Origin of the sequence: Acinetobacter sp. RUH 2624, assembly GCF_000162375.2 — a bacterium.
GTDB lineage: Bacteria > Pseudomonadota > Gammaproteobacteria > Pseudomonadales > Moraxellaceae > Acinetobacter > Acinetobacter nosocomialis.
On record NZ_KI391940.1, the window covers coordinates 25,123 to 49,517 of the forward strand.

A 24,395-nucleotide genomic window follows, 5' to 3' on the forward strand; every position below is an offset into this window, starting at 1 on the left:
ATAGCACTTTTTTCTAAAAATTGGAGCCGTACCATGTCTGCGACTATTGTAAATACAACTGATGATAACTTCCAAGCAGATGTTCTAGATGCAGAAACACCTGTACTTGTTGACTTCTGGGCAGGTTGGTGTGCACCTTGTAAAGCGATTGCACCTGTTCTTGAAGATTTATCAAGTGAATATGCTGGTAAAGTAAAAATCGTTAAAGTTGACGTGACTTCTTGTGAAGATACTGCAGTGAAATACAATATCCGTAATATTCCTGCTTTATTACTTTTCAAAAATGGTGAAGTAGTAGCGCAGCAAATCGGTGCTGTACCTCGTTCTAAACTCGTTAGCTTCATTGACGAAAACGTTTAAGTCCGAACGTTACAGATGAAATACGCTATATCTCTATAGCGTATTTTTTTCGGCTATAAATTGACAAATTAGCTGATCTCACTTATATTGCATGCTCAAGAGGCACTGAAGGGAATCGTCTTCTGTCCGGCTTCTTACAAGACACAAACATAAAGATCGCCACTCGGCAACAGAAATTGTTTTTTCACATTTCTCTTCGAAACAGTTAATTAGACTTCTGAATTGTTATTGTGTAAATACAATTGCGATACTCTTTTTTGTATGCGAGCGATTTTTCTTCTTTTAAACCACACTCTATTCTTTCCTAATTCTGACCCCTATGAACTTAACTGAACTCAAGAAAAAACCAATCGGCGAACTAATTAAAATTGCTGAATTTATGGGCCTTGAAGGTATGGCTCGTAACCGAAAGCAAGATATTATCTTTGCCATCTTGAAACGCCATGCAATGAATGGCGAAGAAATTTTTGGTGACGGCGTTCTTGAAATTCTCTCTGATGGTTTTGGTTTTTTGCGCTCTGCCGCAGGTTCGTATTTAGCTGGTCCGGATGATATTTATGTGAGCCCCTCACAAATCCGACGCTTTAACTTGCGTACAGGTGATACCATCACAGGTACTATTCGCCCTCCGAAAGAAGGTGAGCGTTATTTTGCGTTGCTCAAAGTTAACCAGATTAACTATGACACGCCAGAAAATTCTCGAAATAAAATTTTATTTGAAAACTTAACTCCCCTTTTCCCAACCGAACAATTGGTTATGGAACTTGGTAATGGTACAACAGAAGACTTAACTGCCCGTGTTGTCGACTTAGTTGCGCCAATTGGTAAAGGACAACGTTCTATTATTGTTGCACCGCCAAAAGCGGGTAAAACAATGTTACTTCAAAACATTGCACAATCTATTGTGAGAAACAATCCGGAAGTGTTCCTTATTGTTTTACTTATTGATGAGCGTCCAGAAGAAGTAACTGAAATGGAACGTACCGTACGCGGTGAAGTCGTTGCCTCAACATTTGATGAAGCACCAGCACGTCACGTACAAGTAGCTGAAATGGTCATTGAAAAAGCAAAACGTCTTGTTGAACATAAAAAAGATGTTGTGATTTTACTTGACTCTATCACACGTTTAGCTCGCGCATACAACACTGTAATTCCTTCATCAGGCAAGGTATTGACCGGTGGTGTAGATGCACATGCATTAGAACGCCCAAAACGTTTCTTCGGTGCTGCTCGTAACATCGAAGAAGGCGGTTCTTTAACAATCATCTCTACTGCTCTTATTGAGACTGGCAGTAAAATGGACGATGTAATTTACGAAGAATTCAAAGGTACTGGTAACCAAGAAATTACACTTGATCGCCGTATTGCTGAGAAGCGTGTCTTCCCTGCCATGAATATTAAGAAGTCAGGTACACGTCGTGAAGAACGTTTAATGGATGAAGATAAATTACGTAAAGTCTGGATCCTCCGTAAACTCCTTCATCCTATGGATGAGTTGGCTGCTATGGAATTCTTACTTGACCGTATGAAAGAAACCAAAACAAATGATGATTTCTTTGATCAGATGAAACGTAAAGCTTCAACTTAATCATTATGTTGTTTTCCAAAAAGCTACTCTCATGAGTAGCTTTTTTATTTGGTTGACATGCTTTACACAAAAATACATTTTGTTAAACCTTATGTAAGGATATATTTAAGCTTTTGAAAACAAATATTTTTAATATAAAAAAATTATGTTTTTTAGTAGCTTACTTATACCTTTTCCAATATATCTAATCTAATTGATTGTTTTTTTCTGTTAAAAAACAGGCTGTTTTTTCAATTTTTCTGCGCTTTTTTGACAGGTGACAGTAGTATTTCAACATTTGCAGTGATAGCATAGCGGCAGACCAGTTAGACTGCTCCATGCGTTGTTACCTAGCTACGTTTAGGAATAATAAAAGCAAAACAGCCTAACTTAGGTTTTTTTAATCTCAAATTTTTTTTGTGAGAGTGATGCCATGTTATTCAAAAAATTCGCTGTTGCTGCTGCTGTTGCCGCTACTTTAGCTTTCGTTGGTTGTTCTAAGAAAGAAGAAGCTCCAGCTGCTGCTGCTGCTTCTGAAGCTGTAGCTGCTGCTGCTGCTGCTTCTGAAGCTGCTGTTGCTGTTGACGCTGCTGCTTCTGAAACTGCTGCTGCTTCTGACGCTGCTGCTTCTGCTTCTGACGCTGCTGCTGCTGCTACTGACGCTGCTGCTTCTGCTGCACACTAATCTAGAATCTAGATTAGATAAAAAGAGGACGTTATGTCCTCTTTTTTTATGCTTAAATTTTATGATTTAAACAAATATATATTCGATATATGATTTAAATGAATTTGATCGCTCCATAAAACATGTTAATTCTAAAGCTATAAAAAAATTATGAATAAAAAAAGCAGATCAATCGATCTGCTCATTTCCAACGCGTTGTCTAAATTTCTGACCTGCTCTAAAGGTCACTACACGACGGGCAGAAATCGGAATTTCTTCGCCTGTTTTAGGATTACGTCCCGGACGCTCGCGTTTATCTCTAAGCTCGAAATTACCAAAACCAGAAAGCTTAACCTGCTCACCCGCGATAAGCGCTTGGCTAATTTCGTCAAAGAACAACTCGACCATTTGTTTTGCTTCACGGCGATTTAAGCTGGTTAACTCACTTAAATGATCAGCCATGTCTGCTTTAGTTAGTGCTGTCATGAGGCCCTCAATGTCGCTTGATAAGTGTTTTCCAACACTTGGATTATATTGTCCATACCAGATTTAATTTCAGCATCTTCAAGCGTACGTGAAGGATGTTGCCATAATAGTGCAAACGCTAATGAACGTTTACCTTCTTCGACACCCTGCCCCGTATACACATCGAATAACCAAGTAGAGTCTAAAAGCTCTCCACCAGTTTTTTCGATTAACTGCTGAATATCTCTAACATTTATATTATCAGAGATTAAAAGCGCAATATCACGTCTAACCGAAGGAAAACGTGATAATTCTGTAAAATTAGATACATAAGATTGCAAAACTGCTGCCTGATCAAGCTCAGCAACCCAAGTTGTGCTCAAATCGAGCTCATTTTCTAAAGATGGGTGCAAACGACCTAGGTAACCAATTGATTTACCATCAACTAAAATTTCAGCAGACTGTCCTGGATGTAACCATGAACGCTCTGAACGTACATATTCAACTTTGACACGTCCAGCAGCTAAAACTTCCTCTACTTCACCTTTAAAATCGAAGAAGTCCATTGGTTGTGGCTTAGCATGCCATGATTCTGGTTCACGAGAACCTACAGCAATTAAAGCTAATGTCGGGATTTGTTTTAAGTCTTGAATAGAATTGGCATCTTGATAATCAAAACGTAAGCCAAGCTCAAAGAAACGTACACGGCTTTGCTGACGATTTAAATTATATTGCACACAAGGAATTAAACTAGAAAGCAAAGTGCTACGCATTGCTGCCAAATCACTTGAAATTGGATTTGCTAGCATAAGTGGATTGACTTGCGGGTTTAACTGCTTTTCAAGTTTTGCATCAGCAAAGCTAAAGCTGATTGCTTCTTGGTAACCTAAAGTAACTACTGTTTGGCGTAGCTGTGCAATTTCAAAACGATCTTGGTACTTAGCAAGCTGAACATCCATGCTTGGTAAGCTGATCTGAATATTGTCATATCCATCAATACGAGCAACTTCTTCAATCAAATCTTGATAAATTGCCATATCATAACGATGTGATGGTGGAACTACGCTCCATTCGCCATCAGCTTTAACAGTTACTTCACAACCTAGTCGAGTTAAAGCATCTGTAATAAATTCAGCAGCAACTTGATATCCCAATAATTGGTCTACCTGAGCTTGCTTAAGTTCGATCGCTTCACGTTTAGGAAGTAAATCAGATTTTTCAGCTATAGTAATTGGACCAAACTCACCACCTGCCAACTCTTGAATAAGCTGGGAAGCACGGTTCATCGCAATCAAAGGTAATTCGAAATCTACACCGCGTTCATAACGTTGCGAAGAGTCTGTGTGTAAACCAAAACGACGAGCACGCCCGGCAATCGCAAGCGGAGCAAAGAATGCACTTTCTAAGAAAATGTCTGTCGTATCATCAGTTACACTTGACGCTAGACCCCCCATAATACCGGCAATTGCTAAAGCTTTCTGGTCATCAGCAATAACCATCACATCTTCTTGCAATTCAACTTCTTGATCATTCAAAAGTTGCAACTTTTCTTGCGGCTTAGCTTGGCGAACTTCTACAGTACCTTCGATTTTAGCCAAATCAAAAGCATGCATTGGCTGGCCTAATTCCATTAGAACGTAGTTCGTTACATCAACTAAAATACTGTGTGTACGAATTCCTGAACGTGCTAAAGCTTGTTCCATCCATTCAGGAGTAGCAGCTTTCACATTGACATTTTTAATGACACGTCCTAAATAGCGTGGAGCACCCTCTGTACTGATAACAACCTTTTTCTCATCAGTGATTGTCGCATCAACCGATTTAATTTCAGGTTCATTCATTTGCAGTTGGTTAATCACTGCAATTTCACGTGCGATACCACGGATACTGAAACAGTCACCACGGTTTGGCGTAATACTAATATCGATGACGTTATCATCAAGTTTTAAGTATTCACGGATGTTTAACCCTACTGGAGCATCGGCAGGTAGCTCAAGCAAACCATCGATTTTATCTTCAAGATCAATTTCAGAAGCGCCACACAGCATACCTTGTGACTCGACACCACGAAGCTTACCTTTTTTGATTTTAAAATCGCCTGGTAATACTGCGCCAATAGTTGCTACAGGTGCTTTCATTCCAGCACGAACATTAGGAGCACCACATACAATTTGCAGAGGCTCACCTGAACCAATATTCACTGTTGTTACACGTAGACGGTCTGCATCTGGATGCTGTTCAACTGTTAGAACTTCACCAACTACAACTCCGGTAAATGGCTTAGCAACAGGCGCTAGTTCATCTACCTCAAGACCAAGCATAGTCAACTGATCAGATAATGTATCACTATCAATTGCAGGGTTAACCCATGTGCGTAACCAATTTTCGCTAATCTTCATCTTTATAAACCTTATTTAATCCTGAAAAAATGTTAGGCAAATTGGCGTAAGAAACGCACGTCATTTTGATAGAACATACGCAAGTCATTAATGCCATAACGCAACATTGCAAAACGTTCTACCCCTAAACCAAAAGCAAAGCCTTTGTATTTATCAGGATCAATACCCGCAGCACGCAATACATTTGGATGCACCATGCCACAGCCTAATACTTCTAACCAACGTCCACGCTCATCCATGATATCTACTTCTGCACTAGGCTCTGTAAATGGGAAATATGATGGGCGGAAACGGACTTTTAAATCTTTCTCAAAAAACTCATTAAGTAGGTTAATTAATAAACCTTTTAATTCAGCAAAGCTGGTGTTCTCAGCAACGTACAAACCTTCGATTTGATGGAACATTGGCGAATGCGTTTGGTCTGAGTCACAGCGGTATACACGGCCCGGACATACAATACGAATTGGCGGCTGACTTGTTTCCATGGTACGAATTTGCACACCAGAGGTATGCGTACGCAACAAGTGGTTTGCATCAAAATAGAAAGTATCGTGCATGGCACGTGCAGGGTGATGCCCAGGAATATTTAATGCTTCAAAGTTATGATAGTCATCTTCAACTTCCGGTCCTGTTGCAACTGTAAAACCAGCTTTAGTAAAGAACTGGCAAATACGTTCTTGTACTTGAGTAACAGGATGAACTGTACCAATGCGCTGTCCACGACCTGGTAAAGTAATATCAATGGTCTCATTTGCTAGTTTTTGCGCTAGCGCAGCTTGTTGTAATGCCGTTTGACGCTCAGTTAAAGCGCTATTAATTGTTTCTCGAACAGCATGAATCGCAGCACCTTGTACTTTGCGTTCTTCAGGGTCCATTTTCCCTAATGCTTTCGATTGTTCTGCAAGCTGGCTTTTTTTCCCTGTAAATTGCACACGCACCTGATCAAGTGCAACAAGGTCTTGAGCTGCTGCAATGGCAGCAAGCGCTTCTGTGGTCAGGGCTTCCAGTGACATATTAACTCTCAAAGCAACAAATTTAAAAATATAATAAAACACTGCATTCTAACAGTTTTTCACCGTATTGATGAAGTTTATCCATCATGAAAAATGTATTAGGCAACAAAAAGATAAAACGTATAAAATAATACTATCGTCAATGAGATCAATTATTATGGCGCTCAATCAGATTTGGAAACAACAACTTACACTTGTGACCTACGGTAATGAATACCTTCGCCAGAATTTAAGCTTTAACCAATGGCGACAACATCATATTTTTGACCAGCATAGTTTTCAATTTCGTGACTTAATTTCACAGCATTTACTTGCTCAACATTTCCAAGTTTGGTTAGAAGCACTCAAAAAGCAAGGAACAACCCAGATCTCTCTTCATTTATCAACAATCTTGAATGAAGAGCAAAATCCGAATAATAATGTCGAACTTTTACCTTATACTCACTTTATTGTGAGCCATCAAAACAATAAGAAAATTGCGTGGATTTTTGGCCATGAACTTGCCGAATGGTATAGCAGCGATAACGAGTTTGAACCACCTTTAAATCAGCGTAGTGATTTACGTTTAGAAACTTTTTGGCGTTTTGAGCTGAACGAAAAATTATCTAAAAAAGTCGAAGCTGACTTAAAAGCCCCTCAATGGGATGAAATTGCTGACTTTATGGAATCTGAGTTATTTCGAAGTAAGTATGCAGCAGGTTTTGAAGAACCTAAATTTGAGAAAAAATATTTTGATGGGTCAACTCATCAAATCGCTATAGATCATCAACCAACTCTTGCTCTTATTCCTGAAAACTACCCAGCTGATTGCGCACACCAACTCCTCTACCGCACTCAGGCTTTATCCGACTATTTAGAGCAAAAGAAACGCACTGCAAATGATCCTTTAGGGGAAGACTTAGATCAAGAGCAAATTATTAACTTAAGAAATTTTACCCACAAAACTGACGACCTATTTGCAAAGCTGATTGTGAAAGCAGCAAATCACTATCAAACAGCTCAATTAAAACCTGTTGAGAAACCCTCTCCTTTTGATGCAACAAATGAGTCTGTAACTCATTTAAAAGCACCTCATCATAAAACTGGTGGAACAGGTGTAATCAAGCTCATTGTTCTAACCGTCATTATTTGTGCCTTAGCTTATTATTTTGGGCTTTAATCTTGATTAAAGTTCCCATTGATAAGGTAATTCTGTTATTCCGAAGCCGAACTCTGGTAGTTCGGCTTCATTAATTAACTGTGCTCCCATTTTTTCATAGAAGAAACGGCTCGGATTTTTATTAAAGACTTCTAAACAAATAAAAGCATAACCTTGATTTAAAGCGCATTGATAGAACTTTTGGAATAATTCACGACCTATACCTTGTTTTTGAACTTCTTTTAAAAGATAAAAAGCAAGAATTTCAGCAATATTACTTTCTGGGTTTAAATAGCCATCAAGAAAGCCTTTCACTACCCCATTTTCAGTATAGATAAATAACTTATGATCAGGACTTCTGCTTATCTCTTTCCATAACTGTTCTTTATCTAGTACGTTAAGCTCATCTAATATTTCTTGCTTAACCATACCGGCATAGGTTTCTTTCCAACCTTGCACATGTACTTCTGCAATAGATAATGCATTGTTAAATGATGCTATACGAATATCTGAATTATTTAATGACTTCAATTTGCTCCCCTCACCTTACTACTTTTTTAAAGTGAAGCATTGGTTGATCTCACACCAACCTATTCAGTTAAAAGCCGCTCTCGAACATGCATTAAAGCAAACCCCAACAAATTTAGACCTTGCCATAGAGATGGATCTTGGACATGTGGATGGTCTTGCGCCATACCAATACCCCAAATTTTATCGACAGGAGATGCTTCAACCAAAATACGGTCTTTCGTTGCTAATAAGAATTTTTTCAATTCAGAATGCTGTGAGAATTTCGCAAAATTCGCCTGCACCACTATGTCAAAACGATTTTCTTGCCATATCTGTTCATCATAGTTACGCACTTTACGACCGAGTTGCTTTGCTTCATTCGGATGTTTAACCTGCAAAATCTGTGCAAAAATTTCTTCATCATTAAATAATTTTGCTTTTTGCGCCATCATATAGTGTTCAGCAGTAAAATACTCGACACCTTCTACTTTGAATTGCGCTGGGAACCACTGGCTAAAACAGCTTTTATCAACAAGATCAGCTTGTTTAGGAGTATGTCCCCAAAAATATAAGTATTTATACTGGTGACCTTGCTGTACTTTTTGAATTAAGTCATTTAGAAATTTTTCATCTTTCATCATTTATCTCTGATTATTTTCTCTTTTTAAAATAGAACCATTAAAAATAAAAAAGACCGCTAAAAAGCGGCCTCTTTTTGAATCTCTAAGCTTATGCAGCTAATGCACCTTTAGCTTTTTCAGCTAAAGCAGCAAATGCTACTGCATCATGCATAGCGATGTCAGCTAATACGCGACGGTCGATGATCACTTGAGCTTTTTTCAAGCCATCGATCATACGGCTGTAAGACAAACCGTTTTGACGAGCACCAGCATTGATACGCGCAATCCATAGAGCACGGAATTGACGTTTCTTTTGACGGCGGTCACGGTAAGCGTATTGACCAGCTTTGATTACCGCTTGGAACGCTACGCGGTAAACGCGTGAACGAGCACCATAGTAACCTTTAGCGCGAGCAAGAATTTTTTTGTGACGACGATGAGCCACTACACCACGTTTTACACGAGCCATTTATAATCTCCTTAGATGTATGGGCACATACGACGAACTGAATTCATGTCAGAAACATGAACCATTACACAGCCGCGTAATTGACGGATACGTTTAGCAGATTTTTTGGTCAAGATGTGGCGCTTGAACGCTTGTTTACGCTTAAAACCGTTTGCAGTCGCTTTGAAGCGTTTAGCTGCACCACGGCGAGTTTTTAACTTAGCCATAGTAACCTCTTTTAGGCACCTGTTCGGCGCGATTGCACCATTGCAAAATCGACCTGCAGGTAAGGAAGCGCGTATTTTATAGTATGCTGACTAAAATTAAAACTACTCGTAGTGCTTTTTTAGATGAATGTCTTAATAAATTAAAAATTCATATCATTTTTTTAGAGATTGGTCACTGCTAATAAATTCAACATTATGGCTTGTTTAGCTCTATAATATGTTCAAATTATCAACATACGATATTTCAAATGCAGAAACATGATGCATTAGCTGCACTGCGCTATAGAGATTTCTCTATTGTTACCATTAATCAATTTTGCTTAACGTTAGCAATTTTGATTCAAGAAATTATTGTTGCTTATTCACTTTATCAAATTACCAAAGATCCTCTAACTTTAGGTTTAATTGGACTAGCAGAAGCCATTCCATTTATTGCCCTATCCCTTTGGGGTGGCTATTTTGCTGATAAATTTAATAAACAGGTCATAATGAAAATCTGTTTATTTTTCTCGGTACCTCTACCTTTAGTTTTGTGGTTGCTGTTTCATTTGCATGGTTTAGGTCATATCAGTGTAAATTTCCTTTCGTGGGGTATTTACGCAGTCATCTTTGGCTTAGGTACGATACGTGGGTTTTATAATCCCTCTGCCACCTCATTGAAACCGTTCTTAATTCCACGCGAGCTTTATGCCAATGGTGCCACATGGACAACAATTGGTTGGCAAAGTGGCGTGATTATTGGGCCTATGCTAGGCGGTTTTATGCTTGCTTACTTAGGCAGAGAAACCAGTCTTTTTAGTGTTGCTGCCCTACTCAGCATCTGTTTTATTCTTATTAATTTATTACAAAAACGAAGCTTTCCTAAAATTGAAACTGCGAATGTATTAGAAAGCTTAGGTGATGGTTTCCGCTTTATTTGGAAAACCAAAATCGTTCTCTGGGCTATTTCTCTAGATCTTGCCTCTGTTTTATTTGGAGGTGTGATTGCCTTACTGCCTATCTTTGCAGAAGATATTTTAAAAGTGGGACCAGAAGGCTTAGGTTATTTACGTGCAGCGCCATCTATTGGTGCCCTCATTACCATGATTGCTTTGACTCGTTTTCCTCCAACTCAGCACGCATGGCGTAACATGCTATTAGCAGTTGCCGGGTTTGGTGTATTTACGATCCTTTTCGCTTTCTCGAATAATATGTGGTTATCCCTATTTGCACTGGCCATGACAGGTGCTTGTGACAGTATTTCAGTTGTGGTTCGACAAACCATTTTGCAAATATTCCCACCAGAAAATATGCGTGGTCGGGTAGCGGCTGTAAATGGCATGTTTGTGTCATCCAGTAATGAGCTGGGTGCATTTGAATCAGGGTTGGCTGCTAAATATTTGGGGACTATTGCAGCGACTATTTTTGGTGGTTGTATGACGCTTGCAGTGGTCACGTTCTGTTGGTTAAAAACCAATGACCTATTTAAAGTCGACATTACCAAAAGCTCGGAAGACTAAATAAATAGTTTTAATATAAGCATCTTCGGATGCTTGTATTTTAAATAAAGTCTGTAATTACCCAATAAATGAAAATATAACGCCCAGCCTTAGCAATAAGAACCATAAATAAGAAGCGCCAAAAATTTTCTTTGAGTAAGCCAGCAACCAAAGTAATAGGGTCACCAATCACAGGTGTCCAACTTAAAAGTAGCGAATAAAAGCCATACTTATGATAAAAACGTTGAGCTTGTTCTAGACGTTTTTCAGAAACTGGAAACCATTTTTTATGTTTAAACTGTTCTATTTTTAAACCTAACCACCAGTTCACACATGAACCGAGTACATTTCCAAAAGTAGCAATCGAAATAAGAAGAAAAGCGGACTGTTGATTTTTTAATAATAAAGCAACGAGTACAGCTTCTGATTGTAATGGTAATAATGTAGCAGCCCCAAAAGCACTCAAAAAAAGTAAAAAGTAACTTAGCATTCTAATTAAACCAAACTACCTTTCACTTTATTCATTGTGCTACCAAGCAAAATTAGATAACTTTAATTGATAAAGCTTTTTGTACCGCAGGACGTGCTGTTAGGCGGACAATGTATTCTTGTACATAAGGATAATCCTCTAATTGAATCCCCTGCCATTCATAGCGCAGAATCCAAGGTAAAATTGCCATATCAGCAATTGAGTATTCCCCCGCAACAAATTTTTGCCCTATAAGTTGTTTGTTTAATACGCCATATAAACGCTTAGTTTCATTCACATAACGTTCAATTGCATAAGGAATTTTCTCTGGCGCAAAGCGGTTAAAATGATGATTCTGCCCAAGCATAGGCCCTAGCCCACCCATTTGCCACATGAGCCATTGTTCAACTTCAACCCGCTCTTGTTCATCTGTTGGATAAAACAATCCGGTTTTTCGACCTAAATATTGTAAGATCGCGCCTGATTCAAATACTGAAATTGGCTCACCACGTGGACCGTCCTGATCAACAATTGCGGGGATTTTATTATTCGGGGAAATTTTCAGGAAATCTGGTTGAAATTGATCATTTTCTAAAATATTAATTGGATAAAGGGTGTAATCCAGTCCCATTTCTTCTAAGGCAATTGTGATTTTATGTCCATTGGGTGTTCCCCAATAATATAGATCAATCATTCTATTTTCCTATTCATCGTTATCATGACTGCGTCTTGCGTTATATCATGTTTTGACTAATACAATGATATGTCCAACACCAAAAAACACATAAAATTTGAGAATAACTTTGGTTTAAAAAGTTATTAAATCGCACTTTAAAGGAATTAAATCAAGAAATGACGGGCATAAAAAAGCACTGCGTTTGCAGTGCTTTTTTTGAGTATTACTTTTTCTTTTTCGGTCCAAGTAACATACCCATTTGTCGACCTTCCATTTTCGGAGCTTGCTCTACAATACCAAACTCAGCTACGTCTGCTTCAATCTTTTGCAATTGAGCTAAACCAAGTTGTTGGTGAGCCATTTCACGACCACGGAAACGTAAAGTGATTTTGACTTTGTTACCTTCTTCAAGGAACTTCAAAATAGCACGAAGCTTAACTTGATAATCACCTACATCAGTTGCTGGGCGTAGTTTGATTTCCTTCACTTGCACTTGATGCTGTTTTTTCTTGGCATCTTTTTGCTTCTGTTTCAGGTCAAACAAGTGCTTGTTGTAATCCATGATTTTACAAACAGGCGGCTCAGCGTTTGCGACAATCTCAACAAGGTCAAGATCTGCATCCTCAGCAGCACGCAGTGCTTCATTTAATGAAACAATTCCTTTTTGCTCACCATCAGCAGCGACGAGGCGTACTTCTTTTGCACGGATCTCATCGTTAATTGCTGGACGGTTACTCTTTGCACCTTGTTGTTGGTTACGGTCAGGCTGTTTAATCTTTCTTACTCCACAATATACCGGCCACGTTCGGCGACGGCAGATTTCACTAAGTCAATGAAAGCATCCACTGACATAGTACCTAAATTTTTTCCTGAGCGAGTACGTACATTCACTGTACCTTCTTCAACTTCTCGATCACCAAGAACTAACAGGTAAGGAATGCGCTCTAGAGTACGCTCACGAATCTTAAATCCGATTTTTTCATTTCTCAAGTCAGAAATAGCGCGAAGGCCATTTTCCTTGAGTTTTGCCACAACTTGCTCACTTGCTTCAGCTTGAGCATCGGTAATGTTCATGACACATGCTTGTACAGGTGACAACCAAGGTGGCATGAAACCAGCGTAGTGTTCAATTAGTATACCAATAAAACGCTCAAAACTACCAAGAATTGCACGATGCAACATTACAGGCTGATCACGTTCGTTTTCTTCAGTTACATAAGAAGCGTCTAAACGAACTGGCAAGTTGAAGTCACATTGAATGGTACCACATTGCCATACACGACCAAGACAGTCTTTTAAAGAGAACTCAATCTTTGGACCATAGAATGCACCTTCACCCGGCTGCAATTCCCATTTAAGACCAGCTGCATCTAAAGCATCTGCTAAAGATTTTTCAGCTAAATCCCAAAGAGCGTCATCACCTACACGTTTTTCTGGGCGAGTAGACAACTTCATTTGAACTTCTTCAAAGCCAAAGTCTTTATAAACGTCTAAAGTAAGTTGAATAAAATCTGCAACTTCTTTACCAATCTGTTCTTTAGTACAGAAGATATGTGCATCATCTTGTGTAAAGCCACGAACACGCATAATACCGTGTAAAGAACCAGATGGTTCATTACGGTGACAAGAACCAAACTCAGCTAGACGAATCGGTAAATCACGGTAAGATTTTAATCCTTGGTTGAACACTTGAACATGACAAGGACAGTTCATTGGTTTTACAGCATAGTTACGACTTTCTGAATGAGTCGTAAACATGTTTTCTGCATAGTTTGCTGCGTGACCAGATTTCTCCCAAAGCGTAAAGTCTACGATTTGCGGAGTTTTAATTTCTTGGTAACCATTGTCTTGCTGAACTTTACGCATGTACTGCTCTAGTACTTGATAAATAGTCCAACCGTTTGCATGCCAGAACACCATACCCGGTGCTTCTTCTTGCATATGGAACAAGTCTAACGCTTTACCAATTTTACGATGGTCACGCTTTTCAGCTTCTTCAATACGCTTGATATAAGCTGCTAACTGTTTTTTATCAGCCCAAGCAGTACCATAAATACGTTGAAGCTGTTCATTCTTCGCATCACCGCGCCAGTAAGCGCCAGAGATTTTGGTAAGTTTGAATGATTTTAAAAATTTAGTATTTGGTACGTGCGGACCACGACACATATCTAAATAATCTTGATGGTAGTACAAGCCCATTTGTGTTTCTTCAGGCATGTCTGCAATCAAGCGTAATTTGTATTCTTCACCACGAGCAGTAAATTCAGCAATAACTTCATCACGTGGAGTCATTTTTTTAACAACGTCGTAATCTTGATCGATGAGCTTTTTCATACGCTCTTCGATTGCTGCCATATCATCTAATGTAAAAGGACGTGGCATCCAGATGTCGTAATAGAAACCTTCTTCGATGACCGGACCAATCACCATCTTTGCTTCAGGGAAAAGTTGCTTTACTGCATGCCCTACAAGGTGTGCACAAGAGTGGCGAATGATCTCAAGACCTTCTTCATCTTTTGGAGTGATAATTTGTAAGGTCGAGTCTTCGGTAATTAAGTCACATGCATCAACTAAGCGATCATTTACTCGTCCAGCAACGGTATTTTTTGCTAAACCAGGCCCAATACTTTGAGCGACTTCCATAACAGATACAGGGTGATCAAAATTCTTTTGATCGCCATTTGGCAATGTGATAATTGGCATAGAAAAATCCTTAAGGAGTGATGCCCTATACGAAGGAGCATTTCACCGCGAGATTATGATCGAGGCAAGCCTCAAAATATAAAAACGGTGTAAATCAAAATTAAAAAACCTGAAAGATTTTACACTTGTTCAAGCCAAGTGAAAACCTTTGTACTCATAAAATCATAAATACATTTTGCTTATACGGTAAACAGCAATAAGTGACTTTAATAAGTGCTCTACCTAAATTTTAAGAAATACATAAATAGGATAATTATTCATCAGAACTGTTTTAAGATGTTGAAAATAGCATTTGTGCTCATTTCCTGACTGAGGGGTATTTCTGTTTAAGACTAAAGCATTAATGCTTTGATTAATATTAAGTCATATTTTCAAAGAATGAATTAAAAAATAGAACATGGAGTTATTTCACATGGTTAGTGCATACGATGAATTACCACGCACACCCGCAAACTTTGTTGCGTTATCCCCTCTGCGCTATTTAGAACGTGCAGCTTATATCTATCCAGACCAAGCGTCTATCATTCATGGTAATCGTCAGATTTCATGGAAAGAAACTTATCAGCGCTGCCGTCAATTTGCATCTCAGCTTCAACAATTAGGTATAACTAAAAACGATACCGTTTCAGTTTTATTGCCAAATGTACCAGCAATGATTGAAGCCCATTTTGCTGTCCCTATGGCAGGTGCCGTTCTTAATACACTAAACACCCGTTTAGATGCTAAAACCATCGCTTTTATGCTAGAGCATGCTGAGACGAAAGTGCTTTTGGTTGACCCCGAGTTTGTTAATTTAGCCCGAGAAGCCCTATCACTCATTCCAAACCAACATATCATTGTGATTGATGTAGCTGATGAAGAATATGAAGGTGAAAATCAATTTCTTGGTTCGTTTGAATATGAAGAATGGATAGCTCAAGGCGATGCTAATTTCGAATGGCTTTTACCGCAAGATGAGTGGGATGCAATTAGTTTAAATTACACATCAGGAACAACGGGTAATCCTAAGGGAGTGGTTTATCACCACCGAGGTGCTTATTTAAATGCAGCTAGTAATATTTTAGCTTGCGGTATGAAACCTCGAGCTGTTTATTTATGGACACTTCCTCTTTTTCACTGCAATGGTTGGTGCTTTGCGTGGAGTATTGCAGCAAGTGGCGGAACCAATATTTGTTTACGCAAAGTTGACCCCGAACTGGTGATGCAGCTTATTGCTAAACATAAGGTTGATTACTTCTGCGGTGCGCCAATTGTTCTATCCATGATTATTAACCTACCGAAACAAAAACAACCAAGTATAGAACATCATGTTGAAGTTATGGTGGCAGGTGCTGCTCCACCTGTCGCTGTAATTGAAGGTATGCGAAATATTGGGATTAATGTCAACCATGTGTATGGTTTAACCGAAACCTATGGACCATCTGCCCTTTGTGCCTCTCAAGCAGGATGGAGTGACCTGTCAATTACTGAACAAGCGCAACTACACTCTCGTCAGGGTGTGCCTTATCCACTTCAAGATAGTATGCGAGTATTAGACCCTGAAACGATGCAACCAGTTCCAAATGACGGTGAAACCATGGGAGAAATTATGTTCCGTGGCAATATTGTTATGAAAGGATATTTAAAAAATCCAAAGGCAACTGAAGAAGCTTTCGCTGGTGGCTGGTTTCATACTGGAGATTTAGCTGTTTGCCATCCAGATGGTTACGCAAAAATTACTGACCGCTCTAAAGATATTATTATCTCGGGCGGAGAGAATATTTCATCTTTAGAAGTTGAAGATGTTTTATATAAACACCCTGCGGTTTTAACAGCGGCTGTTGTGGCAAAACCTGATGAACGTTGGCAAGAAGTACCATGTGCATTTATTGAATTAAAAACGGGTGCTACAGTGACTCCTGAAGAAATTATTGCACATTGTCAAAAAGAACTGGCACGTTTTAAAGTTCCCAAAGACGTAGTGATTACTGAAATTCCAAAAACCTCAACAGGCAAATTGCAAAAATTCATTTTGCGTGAATGGGCAAAAGAACGCGTTTAAACAATATCGGAAATAAAAAAGCGACGTGTTAAACGTCGCTTTTTTTAGTTAAAACGAAATTAACCTTGATCTGACAATAAAGCGACTTGTTGCACGTAGTTAATAAACTTACCTTTAGATGCTTCAAGATCTGCTTCTGGAACTTGCTGAGTCTTATCACGGTTAATTCTTAACACATGCTGACGCAAAGTATGACGTTCTGATGCATTATAGATTTTACTAAACTCGTTAATTGCAGGATCACCTTGCTCGATCATACGATCTACCCAACGCATAAGTTGAGCTTGTTTTTTCGCGCCTTGTTGAGGAGTCAAATAAGATAAAATGACTGTCTCATCTTCATTACGCAAGAGTTTACCAACACGTTGAAATTGGCGACGGCGTGCTTCAAACGAACTAATATTCTGGACTTCTAAAAGAGCATCAATTAAACGCTCATCAACCGGAAGCTTTTGAATCTGTTTGATAGAAAGTTGTGCTAACTGCTCACCTAAAGCAGCCATACGTTGAACTGCTTTTTTCTGTTCGGTTTTACTTGCACGTCCTTCTAAAGAATCAAAATCTTCTTCAGTATAACGCTGGGGACGACGTGCCACGATTAATCTGCCTCATAAAATTTTGCGGCGAATAACGCCTGTACTTCACTTAATGCCTGTTCTTCGTCAGTGCCATCAATGACCAAACGTAAAGTGGTCCCTTTTCCTGCACCTAACATCAGTAACGACATAATATTCTTAGCATCTACTAAATGATCGCCCTTACCAATCTGAATTGACGAACGAAACTTTGTAGTGACCTCTATCAGTTTTCCTGATGCACGTGCATGTAAACCGAGTTTATTAATTACATCAACAGTTGTGTCTATCATGACCAGTGCTTCATTTCTCTGTGTAAGACCTGAACAGACCATTCTGCCTCAAGTGCTTGTTTTAGTCTATCTACCATATAAACTGAACGATGCTGGCCGCCAGTGCAACCTATTGAAACCGTCATATAGTGACGATGCCCTTCAGCAAATGCCGGCAGCCATTTTCTTAAGAAGTGGTGTATATCCTCAAACATTTCGTTTGCTTGCGGACTTGCTTCTAAAAACTGTTTAACTGGCTCGTCTAAACCAGAAAAGCGGCGTAATTCTAAATCCCAATGCGGATTTGGTAAATGCCGTACGTCAAAAACATAGTCGGCATCTAAAGGAATGCCATGTTTATAACCAAATGACTGCAATATAACAATCAGATTATCTGACTGCCCTAATTTTGACAGCAAGATATGTTTTAAATCATGAACACTTTTATCAGTGGTATCAATATGAACCGTTGCTCGGAACTGAATTGGAATCAGTAACTGCTTTTCTTCATGAATACATTGCAAAAGGCTTTTGAAGCGATTCGCCAACGGATGTGGACGACGCGACGCACTAAATCGTGCAATCAAATCCTGATCTTGTGTCGTCAGATAAATCACATCAACCGTACCATGTTTTTGTAATTGCTCAAAAACATGGTCGAACTCTTGCATATCAGCCCGAGTACTTCGGACATCTACACCTAAAGCCAGCTGTTCAAGATTATTTTCATGATCTAGCTTTGCCACAATTTCAGGCAGCAATGCCAAAGGTAAATTATCAATACAGTAATAGCCCAAATCTTCTAATACTTGAAGAGCTGAAGATTTTCCTGAACCAGACTGTCCTGTCACGATAAGTATACGCTTCATGGCATGGCTGTCCTTTTATGTATTATTGAGGTGTAAAGGCAACTTGTAAATTATCAATTAAACGTGTTCCGCCCAACTTAGCCGCGACAAACAACACAATATCACGATCAAATTGAGACACAGCCAACAAGTTTGGCTGACGAGCTTCCACATAATCCACAACAAAACCATTGTCTGTCAACAACGTTTTTAAATCTGCCAAGACTTGTTGTAAATCTTTACCTTGGTGTAATTGCTCTTCAGCTTGCTTTAGACCTTGATAGATGACTGGCGCAATCTGACGTTGTTCAGGAGTCAAATAACCATTTCTTGAACTCAGTGCTAAACCATCTGCTGCACGAACAATGGGTACGCCAATCACTTCTAATGGAATATTTAAGTCTTGTACAAACTGGCGAATCACCGCCAACTGTTGATAATCTTTTTGACCAAAAAAAGCATAATTCGGTTGCACAATATTAAAGAGTTTTGTCACAACCAGCGCTACACCGTCAAAGTGCCCAGGACGTGAACTACCGCATAAGTCATCGGTAATCTGGCTTACACTAATATTAGTTAAACGAGGTTGTGTACCGTACATTTGCTCAACTGAAGGCGCAAAAATAATATCACAACCAACATCAGCAAGTAGACGACTGTCCTGCTCTAAAGTACGTGGATAGTTATCAAAATCTTCACCCGGACCAAATTGGGTCGGGTTTACGAAGATACTCACAACCACAACATCACATAACTTTTTCGCTTCACGAACAAGGGTGAGATGGCCTTCATGTAGATTTCCCATAGTTGGGACAAAACCAATGATTTTACGTGCAGCTCTAGCAGGATTTAAAGAAGCAGCTAAGCCTTGTATAGTGGTTTCTGTTTTCATGAATTACAGCTCAACTTGGAAAGTATGTTCTTTGGCTGGGAACGACTGGTCCTGTACAGCAGCATGAAACGCTTTAAAAGCATCTAAAATTGCTGTTTCACCAGATTGCTCTTTCATAAAGTTACGTACAAACCGCGCAACTCGACCAAAAGTTAAACCTAACATGTCTTGTACTACAAGTACCTGACCATCAGTTGCATTACCTGCCCCAATACCAATCACAGGAGTATTCGGGAATAATTCAGCAATTTCTTGACCCAATTGTGCCGGAACGCACTCGAGCAATAAAACTGCCGCGCCCGCTTCAACCACCGCCGTACAGTCAGCAATAAGTTGATCAGCTGCTTCACGGGTTCTAGCTTGTAGTTTGTAGCCACCAAAAACATGTACAGACTGAGGGGTTAAACCTAAATGTACGCATACAGGCACACCATTACGTGTTAACACCTGTACAGTTTCACTTAGCCATGCGCCACCTTCGATTTTGATCATCTGCGCACCAGCTTGCATAACTGTTTTCGCATTCTGCAAAGCATCGTTTAAAGTGGCATAACTCATAAATGGTAAATCAGTCATAATTAAAGCATGCTGGTTACCACGGCGCACTGCCGCTGTATGATAAGCCATGTCTTCAACAGTTACAGGTAAAGTTGAATCACGACCTTGAATTGCCATTCCAAGAGAATCACCAATTAAGATAGTATCAATTTCAGCAAGTTCCATTGCTTTTGCCATACTTGCATCGTAACAAGTTAGACAAGAGAACTTACGTCCTTCGGCTTTAAATTTTCTTAAGTCACTTAGACTAATCATGATGGTATCCTCTACAGGAGTTTGCAGAACGTAATAAGTCAGACTTTAAGCCCAAGACTCATCAGCAAGTACAGTCAGCGTTGGCTGCTGTAAGAGTTCTAAATTCTTAAGTGGCTGATCATTGATATGTAAATCAGCGTCTAAATCTAATAAAGGAATCACAACAAAATCTCGTTGCATTATTCCTACATGCGGCACCGTTAAGCGCTCATTTTGTATTTTTTCATCACCATAAATCAGCAGGTCTAGGTCCAAAGTTCGCTCCCCCCAATGACGGAGTCTTACTCGCCCAGCTTCTTGCTCAAAACGCTGTAAATGATCGAGTAAGTCAAGCGGAAGTAACTCAGTTTTTAGCTGAGCTACTGCATTTAGATAATTGGGTTGATCTTGGGGACCCATTGGTGGGCTTTGATACAGTTTGGATACCTTCACTTCACCAATAGTTTTAAGCTTGGCTATCGCCTCAGATAAAATCTGGCGTGAGTCACCTAGGTTACTTCCTAAGCCAATATATGTGGTTACTGTCATTGTGTCGGCCCAAAAATAACTTGGCTCAAATCACGTTGTACCCGCTTGCGCTTTAAAATTGGGTGATCGCTCGTCATATTGGTTTGTGATGTGGAAGATTTTTCCATAAAACGATCGACAGACTGCTCTTGTCGTGCACGTTCTTTCTTACCACGACGGCTTCGAGGCTCTGGAACATCCACCAAAGGCTCAATTTCTGCATCAACTCTATTGTTCTCAACAGGTTCAGCAGCAACCTTACGACGACTTTTCGCTTTTTGACGATTATATTGGCTAATCGCAGCTTCTTTTTCGTCATTTGACATTTCTTGGTAAGCATCCCACCAGCTTCCCATTCCTTGTGTTGTGTCATCACCTGACTTTTCACGAAGTAATAAGAAGTCAAAGCCTGCACGGAAACGCGCATGGCTTGCCAATGCTTCAATTTGCTGTGGCTTTGGGTTAAGCAATCGGGTTTGCATTTCCCAAACTTCACGAATAAAAGTTTCGGCAAAACGAGGAATGACTGTACGTGTCGCTTGACGTTTTAAAACATCTAAACCTGCTTGAGCACGTGCTTCGGCTGGAACAACGCCTTTTGATAAATAAAAGTCACAACGCTCTAAAAATGGCTGCCACAATAAAACTGCATAGAAAAATGCAGGGTTAATGGTTTTACCAATTTGAATGCGTTGATCTGTATTTTTTGCAGCGCGTTGAATAAATGGCGTCAGATCTGGACGAATATCAGCAAAAAGCTGCTTCCACACGCCAAATTCAATTAGCATTGGTAATACACGTGCCAAATGACCCATTGTGAAAAGCTTCTGAGACTCATCGTATAAACGGTGCGGAGAAACATCACGAAGCAATTGTGTCATCTCAACATCAAAAATATCGAGAATTGCTGGATCAATTTTAAAATTTAGCTTAGCTGCAAAACGTAACGTCCGTAGCATACGCACCGGATCTTCTTCAAAACGTTGCACAGGATCGCCCAATAAACGCAAAGTCTTATTCTTGACATCATCAATTGCTTTACAAAAATCGAGCACAATACCCTTACGTGGTTGGTAATAAAGCGTATTGATAGAAAAATCGCGTCGAGCAAAGTCCTGTTCGATGGTTCCCCAGTTATTGTCACGCAAAATCATGCCAGAAGCATTGGTAACTGCTTTTTTAGGAGGAGCACGGAAAGTCGCAACTTCGATCAGCTCACGTCCTGAATAGACATGTGCCAATTCAAATCGACGGCCAATAATTCGGCATCGACGACCAAAAACTTCTTTAATTTGAGAAGGTGTTGCATTGGTGACTGCATCGAAATCTTTAGGATTGAGTCCTAGCATTAAATCACGGACACCACCCCCAACAATATAAGCTTCATAGCCTGCTTTGGTCAGACTATCGATCACATCTAAAATCGAAGAAGGAAGTTGGGCTGTGGACAAACCACATTTTGACGCTCGCAAGGTTTGCAAAAGACGCTGTCTCCTACGTCAGGACGTAAATAACAAGTTGTCGCTAATCATAGCTCTAACACACACAAAGGGCAATTTGATTCTCTTTAGATTGCGCAGGAAATGATAATTGACGAACAGAACTTTTATAAGGCTAAACGTGATTTATTTTTTTCAAAAATAGCGGGTCCGATTCCTTTGACGTTTTTAATTTCATCAATATTTTTAAAACCACCATTCTTTTGCCTGTATTCCACAATCGCTTGAGCCTTTTTCTCACCTATACCTTTTAACTGCCGAAACTCATTTACAGTAGCCTGATTTAAATGAATTTGCGCAGTAGAATCATTTAAACTGTTCGTTTGAGAAATTTTAGAACCATAAGAATGAGAAGACTTAGAGACGTTTAACTTTTGGTCGTACATCTGCTGTTTAGCCTTCCATTCCTGAAAATTCTGATCAAAAGATTGAGCAAAAACCGAAGGTGAAATCACACCTAAGCACAACATCATTAAAATAAAACAATTATTTTTCCAAAGTCTCATGCTGTATCGCATGTCGTTTTTCCCCTGAATGTAATTGCCGTTTTGCTTGGTTCCACAATTCATCCATCTCGGACAAGGTCATGTCTTCTAATGTTCTTTGCTGTTTTATGGCTTGCTCTTCAATAAAAGCAAAACGACTTCTAAATTTATGCATGGTTGATAAAAGTGAAGTTTCACTTGAAATGTTAAGTTTACGTCCTACATTGACCAATGAAAACAGACAATCGCCAAATTCGTCTTGAATTTCATCAATATTTTGATTTTTAAGGGCCTCTTTGAATTCACCCAATTCTTCTTCTAGTTTTACATAAGCATCTTCTACTGTTTCAAAATCAAATCCGACTTTTGCAACATTCTTTTGAATTTCGTGTGCTTGAGACAGTGCAGGACCATGTTTAATTTCATCCAATCTTGATTGCGGCTTACCTTGCTTCTCTTGTTGTTTAATTTGTTTCCATAACTCGCTTACTTGTTCTGGTGTTAAGTTATTAAATTGATCAGCCTGGAAAACATGTGGATGACGTCTTACCAATTTTTCACTAATTGCCTCAACTACATCTTGAAAATTGAACGCTCCTTGTTCGCTAAACATTTGCGATTGAAATACAACTTGTAATAACAAATCACCCAACTCATTTCGGATTTCATCAATATCGCCCTGACGAATGGCAGCCTCGACCTCATATGCCTCTTCAATCGCATATTTAGTCAGTGACATTGGAGTTTGCTCTTGGTCCCACGGACATTTTTCACGTAGCTCTTGCATAATTTTAAGCAATTTATCCATGGTAACCCTCAAGTTCAAAAAGTCGGTCAGTAAATTTAAAATCTTAATTTGCTATGATCAAAATTAAAGCGGCAAATCATTCGTCATATTGTAACGATAAAGAGAAAAAAAGATGAAACATAGCATTCTGATTAGTGGCGCAGCTCAAGGTATTGGAGCAGAAATTGCACGAGTATTTTACAAACAAGGGTATAAAGTAGGTATTTATGATATTAACGAATCACTTGCTCAAAGCTTAGCAACAGAGTTAGGACCCAATGCATGCGCTGGTTATTTAGATGTCAGTGATTACGAGCAATGGCAACATATATTAAAAGAATTTACCGACTGGGCTGGCGAGCTTAATATTTTAGTGAATAACGCAGGAATTTTATATTCTGGGGCCTTTGAACACATCGATATCAATTCACACCAAAGAACAATCAATATTAATGTAAACGGCGTCATCAATGGCTGCCATGCTGCTCTTCCTTATTTAAAGCAAGCTTCTTTTGCACGCGTCATTAATCTCTCTTCAGCTTCTGCAATTTATGGGCAAGCTGATCTCATTTCATATTCAGCCAGTAAGTTTGCAGTTCGCGGAATTACCGAAGGTTTAGATGTGGAATGGAAAAAATATGGTATTCGTGTTTTAGATGTGATGCCTTTATTTGTACAAACCGCAATGGTCAATAATATGGATGCAGGTAGTATTCAAAATATGGGCGTTGACTTAACTCCAAATGATATTGCTCAGCAGGTCCTTTCACTTGTCGAGAAAAAAGCTCATTTCTGGACTCCTACTCATACTCCTGTTGGCATAAAAACCAAATTGCTTTATCAACTCTCAACGATAAGCCCCCAGTTTCTAAATCGTTTAACTAATATTTATTTATCGAGAAAATAGCTTATAAAAAAGGCCGTCAAATGACGGCCTTT

The 24,395-nt window shown here is 39.2% G+C and carries 28 protein-coding genes and 1 pseudogene; 7 read left to right on the top strand and 22 right to left on the bottom strand.

Going from position 1 to position 24,395, the window contains the following annotated elements:
- The first annotated feature begins 33 nt into the window (after nt 1-33).
- Nucleotides 34-360, top strand: coding sequence for a thioredoxin (trxA, locus tag HMPREF0014_RS22200; protein WP_002054512.1), 327 nt, complete (start codon nt 34-36; stop codon nt 358-360).
- Nucleotides 361-679: 319 nt separating this feature from the next.
- Nucleotides 680-1,948, top strand: a complete 1,269-nt coding sequence (rho, locus tag HMPREF0014_RS22205; RefSeq protein WP_001054522.1) for a transcription termination factor Rho — start codon at nt 680-682, stop codon at nt 1,946-1,948.
- 184 nt (nt 1,949-2,132) lie between these two features.
- Here rho and HMPREF0014_RS25665 read toward each other — a convergent pair whose 3' ends face one another.
- Nucleotides 2,133-2,267: a hypothetical protein gene (locus HMPREF0014_RS25665; protein WP_017393480.1), complete on the bottom strand. Its 135-nt coding sequence runs from the start codon at nt 2,265-2,267 to the stop codon at nt 2,133-2,135.
- Nucleotides 2,268-2,360: 93 nt separating this feature from the next.
- On the opposite strand from HMPREF0014_RS25665, the gene HMPREF0014_RS22210 reads away from it, so the two are divergent.
- The gene (locus tag HMPREF0014_RS22210) at nt 2,361-2,612 is read left to right on the top strand and encodes a hypothetical protein (RefSeq protein WP_006581355.1); all 252 of its coding nucleotides are present in this window, start codon (nt 2,361-2,363) and stop codon (nt 2,610-2,612) included.
- Between the two features lie 168 nt (nt 2,613-2,780).
- On the opposite strand, the gene HMPREF0014_RS22215 is transcribed toward HMPREF0014_RS22210, so the two are convergent.
- The 3 genes from HMPREF0014_RS22215 to pheS are packed head-to-tail and all read right to left on the bottom strand — an operon-like array spanning nt 2,781 to nt 6,468.
- Nucleotides 2,781-3,077 (bottom strand): integration host factor subunit alpha, encoded by a 297-nt coding sequence (locus HMPREF0014_RS22215; protein WP_000126166.1) that lies wholly within the window; start codon nt 3,075-3,077, stop codon nt 2,781-2,783.
- Entirely contained in the window at nt 3,074-5,455 is a 2,382-nt protein-coding gene (gene pheT / locus HMPREF0014_RS22220) for a phenylalanine--tRNA ligase subunit beta (RefSeq protein ID WP_006581356.1), read from the bottom strand. The genes HMPREF0014_RS22215 and pheT overlap by 4 nt, the downstream gene beginning before the upstream one ends.
- Before the next feature lie 32 nt (nt 5,456-5,487).
- The gene (gene pheS / locus HMPREF0014_RS22225; protein ID WP_002054514.1) at nt 5,488-6,468 is read right to left on the bottom strand and encodes a phenylalanine--tRNA ligase subunit alpha; all 981 of its coding nucleotides are present in this window, start codon (nt 6,466-6,468) and stop codon (nt 5,488-5,490) included.
- Nucleotides 6,469-6,625: 157 nt separating this feature from the next.
- On the opposite strand from pheS, the gene HMPREF0014_RS22230 reads away from it, so the two are divergent.
- Complete coding sequence (locus HMPREF0014_RS22230) at nt 6,626-7,627, top strand: hypothetical protein (RefSeq protein WP_020992365.1); 1,002 nt, start codon at nt 6,626-6,628, stop codon at nt 7,625-7,627.
- A gap of 6 nt (nt 7,628-7,633) precedes the next feature.
- Here the strand turns inward: HMPREF0014_RS22230 and HMPREF0014_RS22235 are convergent, their stop codons facing one another.
- The 5 genes and pseudogenes from HMPREF0014_RS22235 to HMPREF0014_RS26370 form a co-directional block, all read right to left on the bottom strand.
- Entirely contained in the window at nt 7,634-8,137 is a 504-nt protein-coding gene (locus tag HMPREF0014_RS22235; protein ID WP_006581358.1) for a GNAT family N-acetyltransferase, read from the bottom strand.
- A 59-nt stretch (nt 8,138-8,196) separates the two neighbouring features.
- Nucleotides 8,197-8,754, bottom strand: coding sequence for an NADAR family protein (locus HMPREF0014_RS22240; protein ID WP_020992366.1), 558 nt, complete (start codon nt 8,752-8,754; stop codon nt 8,197-8,199).
- A gap of 91 nt (nt 8,755-8,845) precedes the next feature.
- Nucleotides 8,846-9,205, bottom strand: coding sequence for a 50S ribosomal protein L20 (rplT, locus tag HMPREF0014_RS22245; RefSeq protein ID WP_000124858.1), 360 nt, complete (start codon nt 9,203-9,205; stop codon nt 8,846-8,848).
- Between the two features lie 11 nt (nt 9,206-9,216).
- A complete protein-coding gene (gene rpmI / locus HMPREF0014_RS22250) occupies nt 9,217-9,411 on the bottom strand; it encodes a 50S ribosomal protein L35 (protein WP_002054552.1) in 195 nt (64 codons plus the stop codon).
- Nucleotides 9,412-9,422: 11 nt separating this feature from the next.
- Nucleotides 9,423-9,530, bottom strand: a pseudogene (locus HMPREF0014_RS26370) (hypothetical protein); the annotation flags it as partial.
- Between the two features lie 129 nt (nt 9,531-9,659).
- Between HMPREF0014_RS26370 and nreB the strand changes: the two are divergent.
- On the top strand, nt 9,660-10,910 hold the full coding sequence (nreB, locus tag HMPREF0014_RS22255; protein WP_006581361.1) for a nickel resistance MFS transporter NreB: 1,251 nt from the start codon (nt 9,660-9,662) through the stop codon (nt 10,908-10,910).
- A 40-nt stretch (nt 10,911-10,950) separates the two neighbouring features.
- Here nreB and HMPREF0014_RS22260 read toward each other — a convergent pair whose 3' ends face one another.
- The 4 genes from HMPREF0014_RS22260 to thrS form a co-directional block, all read right to left on the bottom strand.
- Nucleotides 10,951-11,379 carry a YqaA family protein gene (locus HMPREF0014_RS22260; RefSeq protein ID WP_006581362.1) on the bottom strand — a complete coding sequence of 143 codons (429 nt, stop codon included), beginning with the start codon at nt 11,377-11,379 and terminating at the stop codon, nt 10,951-10,953.
- A 52-nt stretch (nt 11,380-11,431) separates the two neighbouring features.
- Nucleotides 11,432-12,052 carry a glutathione S-transferase N-terminal domain-containing protein gene (locus tag HMPREF0014_RS22265; RefSeq protein WP_002054551.1) on the bottom strand — a complete coding sequence of 207 codons (621 nt, stop codon included), beginning with the start codon at nt 12,050-12,052 and terminating at the stop codon, nt 11,432-11,434.
- Nucleotides 12,053-12,257: 205 nt separating this feature from the next.
- Nucleotides 12,258-12,809 (bottom strand): translation initiation factor IF-3, encoded by a 552-nt coding sequence (infC, locus tag HMPREF0014_RS22270; RefSeq protein ID WP_079377112.1) that lies wholly within the window; start codon nt 12,807-12,809, stop codon nt 12,258-12,260.
- Nucleotides 12,810-12,814: 5 nt separating this feature from the next.
- On the bottom strand, nt 12,815-14,737 hold the full coding sequence (gene thrS, locus HMPREF0014_RS22275; RefSeq protein WP_004710556.1) for a threonine--tRNA ligase: 1,923 nt from the start codon (nt 14,735-14,737) through the stop codon (nt 12,815-12,817).
- A 412-nt stretch (nt 14,738-15,149) separates the two neighbouring features.
- Between thrS and HMPREF0014_RS22280 the strand changes: the two genes are divergently transcribed.
- Nucleotides 15,150-16,778, top strand: a complete 1,629-nt coding sequence (locus HMPREF0014_RS22280) for an acyl-CoA synthetase (protein ID WP_006581363.1) — start codon at nt 15,150-15,152, stop codon at nt 16,776-16,778.
- Between the two features lie 59 nt (nt 16,779-16,837).
- Here the strand turns inward: HMPREF0014_RS22280 and yjgA are convergent, their stop codons facing one another.
- The 9 genes from yjgA to mazG all read right to left on the bottom strand — a co-directional run bounded on the left by yjgA (nt 16,838) and on the right by mazG (nt 23,477).
- A complete protein-coding gene (yjgA, locus tag HMPREF0014_RS22285) occupies nt 16,838-17,374 on the bottom strand; it encodes a ribosome biogenesis factor YjgA (protein ID WP_004710561.1) in 537 nt (178 codons plus the stop codon).
- A gap of 2 nt (nt 17,375-17,376) precedes the next feature.
- Complete coding sequence (locus tag HMPREF0014_RS22290; RefSeq protein ID WP_021510640.1) at nt 17,377-17,646, bottom strand: HPr family phosphocarrier protein; 270 nt, start codon at nt 17,644-17,646, stop codon at nt 17,377-17,379.
- On the bottom strand, nt 17,643-18,494 hold the full coding sequence (gene rapZ / locus HMPREF0014_RS22295) for an RNase adapter RapZ (RefSeq protein ID WP_002054547.1): 852 nt from the start codon (nt 18,492-18,494) through the stop codon (nt 17,643-17,645). The genes HMPREF0014_RS22290 and rapZ overlap by 4 nt, the downstream gene beginning before the upstream one ends.
- Before the next feature lie 22 nt (nt 18,495-18,516).
- The gene (gene panC, locus HMPREF0014_RS22300) at nt 18,517-19,365 is read right to left on the bottom strand and encodes a pantoate--beta-alanine ligase (RefSeq protein WP_002054580.1); all 849 of its coding nucleotides are present in this window, start codon (nt 19,363-19,365) and stop codon (nt 18,517-18,519) included.
- Between the two features lie 3 nt (nt 19,366-19,368).
- On the bottom strand, nt 19,369-20,178 hold the full coding sequence (gene panB / locus HMPREF0014_RS22305; RefSeq protein ID WP_000624763.1) for a 3-methyl-2-oxobutanoate hydroxymethyltransferase: 810 nt from the start codon (nt 20,176-20,178) through the stop codon (nt 19,369-19,371).
- 45 nt (nt 20,179-20,223) lie between these two features.
- Nucleotides 20,224-20,706 carry a 2-amino-4-hydroxy-6-hydroxymethyldihydropteridine diphosphokinase gene (gene folK / locus HMPREF0014_RS22310; RefSeq protein ID WP_006581366.1) on the bottom strand — a complete coding sequence of 161 codons (483 nt, stop codon included), beginning with the start codon at nt 20,704-20,706 and terminating at the stop codon, nt 20,224-20,226.
- Entirely contained in the window at nt 20,703-22,166 is a 1,464-nt protein-coding gene (pcnB, locus tag HMPREF0014_RS22315; RefSeq protein ID WP_006581367.1) for a polynucleotide adenylyltransferase PcnB, read from the bottom strand. Before pcnB ends, folK begins: the two co-directional genes overlap by 4 nt.
- A 125-nt stretch (nt 22,167-22,291) precedes the next feature.
- Nucleotides 22,292-22,702 carry a ComEA family DNA-binding protein gene (locus tag HMPREF0014_RS22320; protein WP_006581368.1) on the bottom strand — a complete coding sequence of 137 codons (411 nt, stop codon included), beginning with the start codon at nt 22,700-22,702 and terminating at the stop codon, nt 22,292-22,294.
- Nucleotides 22,671-23,477 carry a nucleoside triphosphate pyrophosphohydrolase gene (mazG, locus tag HMPREF0014_RS22325; RefSeq protein ID WP_006581369.1) on the bottom strand — a complete coding sequence of 269 codons (807 nt, stop codon included), beginning with the start codon at nt 23,475-23,477 and terminating at the stop codon, nt 22,671-22,673. The genes HMPREF0014_RS22320 and mazG overlap by 32 nt, the downstream gene beginning before the upstream one ends.
- 112 nt (nt 23,478-23,589) lie before the next feature.
- Here mazG and HMPREF0014_RS22330 point away from each other — a divergent pair, with 112 nt between their 5' ends.
- Nucleotides 23,590-24,363 carry an SDR family oxidoreductase gene (locus HMPREF0014_RS22330; protein ID WP_002054535.1) on the top strand — a complete coding sequence of 258 codons (774 nt, stop codon included), beginning with the start codon at nt 23,590-23,592 and terminating at the stop codon, nt 24,361-24,363.
- Nucleotides 24,364-24,395 lie beyond the last annotated feature (32 nt).

Excerpts from the sequence above, each read along its gene's own strand:
- trxA (WP_002054512.1), top strand. The coding sequence starts at position 34 with ATGTCTGCGACTATTGTAAATACAACTGATGATAACTTCCAAGCAGAT.
- rho (WP_001054522.1), top strand. The coding sequence starts at position 680 with ATGAACTTAACTGAACTCAAGAAAAAACCAATCGGCGAACTAATTAAA.
- HMPREF0014_RS25665 (WP_017393480.1), bottom strand. The coding sequence starts at position 2,267 with ATGGAGCAGTCTAACTGGTCTGCCGCTATGCTATCACTGCAAATGTTG.
- HMPREF0014_RS22210 (WP_006581355.1), top strand. The coding sequence starts at position 2,361 with ATGTTATTCAAAAAATTCGCTGTTGCTGCTGCTGTTGCCGCTACTTTA.
- HMPREF0014_RS22215 (WP_000126166.1), bottom strand. The coding sequence starts at position 3,077 with ATGACAGCACTAACTAAAGCAGACATGGCTGATCATTTAAGTGAGTTA.
- pheT (WP_006581356.1), bottom strand. The coding sequence starts at position 5,455 with ATGAAGATTAGCGAAAATTGGTTACGCACATGGGTTAACCCTGCAATT.
- pheS (WP_002054514.1), bottom strand. The coding sequence starts at position 6,468 with ATGTCACTGGAAGCCCTGACCACAGAAGCGCTTGCTGCCATTGCAGCA.
- HMPREF0014_RS22230 (WP_020992365.1), top strand. The coding sequence starts at position 6,626 with ATGGCGCTCAATCAGATTTGGAAACAACAACTTACACTTGTGACCTAC.
- HMPREF0014_RS22240 (WP_020992366.1), bottom strand. The coding sequence starts at position 8,754 with ATGAAAGATGAAAAATTTCTAAATGACTTAATTCAAAAAGTACAGCAA.
- rplT (WP_000124858.1), bottom strand. The coding sequence starts at position 9,205 with ATGGCTCGTGTAAAACGTGGTGTAGTGGCTCATCGTCGTCACAAAAAA.
- rpmI (WP_002054552.1), bottom strand. The coding sequence starts at position 9,411 with ATGGCTAAGTTAAAAACTCGCCGTGGTGCAGCTAAACGCTTCAAAGCG.
- nreB (WP_006581361.1), top strand. The coding sequence starts at position 9,660 with ATGCAGAAACATGATGCATTAGCTGCACTGCGCTATAGAGATTTCTCT.
- HMPREF0014_RS22260 (WP_006581362.1), bottom strand. The coding sequence starts at position 11,379 with ATGCTAAGTTACTTTTTACTTTTTTTGAGTGCTTTTGGGGCTGCTACA.
- HMPREF0014_RS22265 (WP_002054551.1), bottom strand. The coding sequence starts at position 12,052 with ATGATTGATCTATATTATTGGGGAACACCCAATGGACATAAAATCACA.
- thrS (WP_004710556.1), bottom strand. The coding sequence starts at position 14,737 with ATGCCAATTATCACATTGCCAAATGGCGATCAAAAGAATTTTGATCAC.
- HMPREF0014_RS22280 (WP_006581363.1), top strand. The coding sequence starts at position 15,150 with ATGGTTAGTGCATACGATGAATTACCACGCACACCCGCAAACTTTGTT.
- HMPREF0014_RS22290 (WP_021510640.1), bottom strand. The coding sequence starts at position 17,646 with ATGATAGACACAACTGTTGATGTAATTAATAAACTCGGTTTACATGCA.
- rapZ (WP_002054547.1), bottom strand. The coding sequence starts at position 18,494 with ATGAAGCGTATACTTATCGTGACAGGACAGTCTGGTTCAGGAAAATCT.
- panC (WP_002054580.1), bottom strand. The coding sequence starts at position 19,365 with ATGAAAACAGAAACCACTATACAAGGCTTAGCTGCTTCTTTAAATCCT.
- panB (WP_000624763.1), bottom strand. The coding sequence starts at position 20,178 with ATGATTAGTCTAAGTGACTTAAGAAAATTTAAAGCCGAAGGACGTAAG.
- folK (WP_006581366.1), bottom strand. The coding sequence starts at position 20,706 with ATGACAGTAACCACATATATTGGCTTAGGAAGTAACCTAGGTGACTCA.
- HMPREF0014_RS22320 (WP_006581368.1), bottom strand. The coding sequence starts at position 22,702 with ATGCGATACAGCATGAGACTTTGGAAAAATAATTGTTTTATTTTAATG.
- mazG (WP_006581369.1), bottom strand. The coding sequence starts at position 23,477 with ATGGATAAATTGCTTAAAATTATGCAAGAGCTACGTGAAAAATGTCCG.
- HMPREF0014_RS22330 (WP_002054535.1), top strand. The coding sequence starts at position 23,590 with ATGAAACATAGCATTCTGATTAGTGGCGCAGCTCAAGGTATTGGAGCA.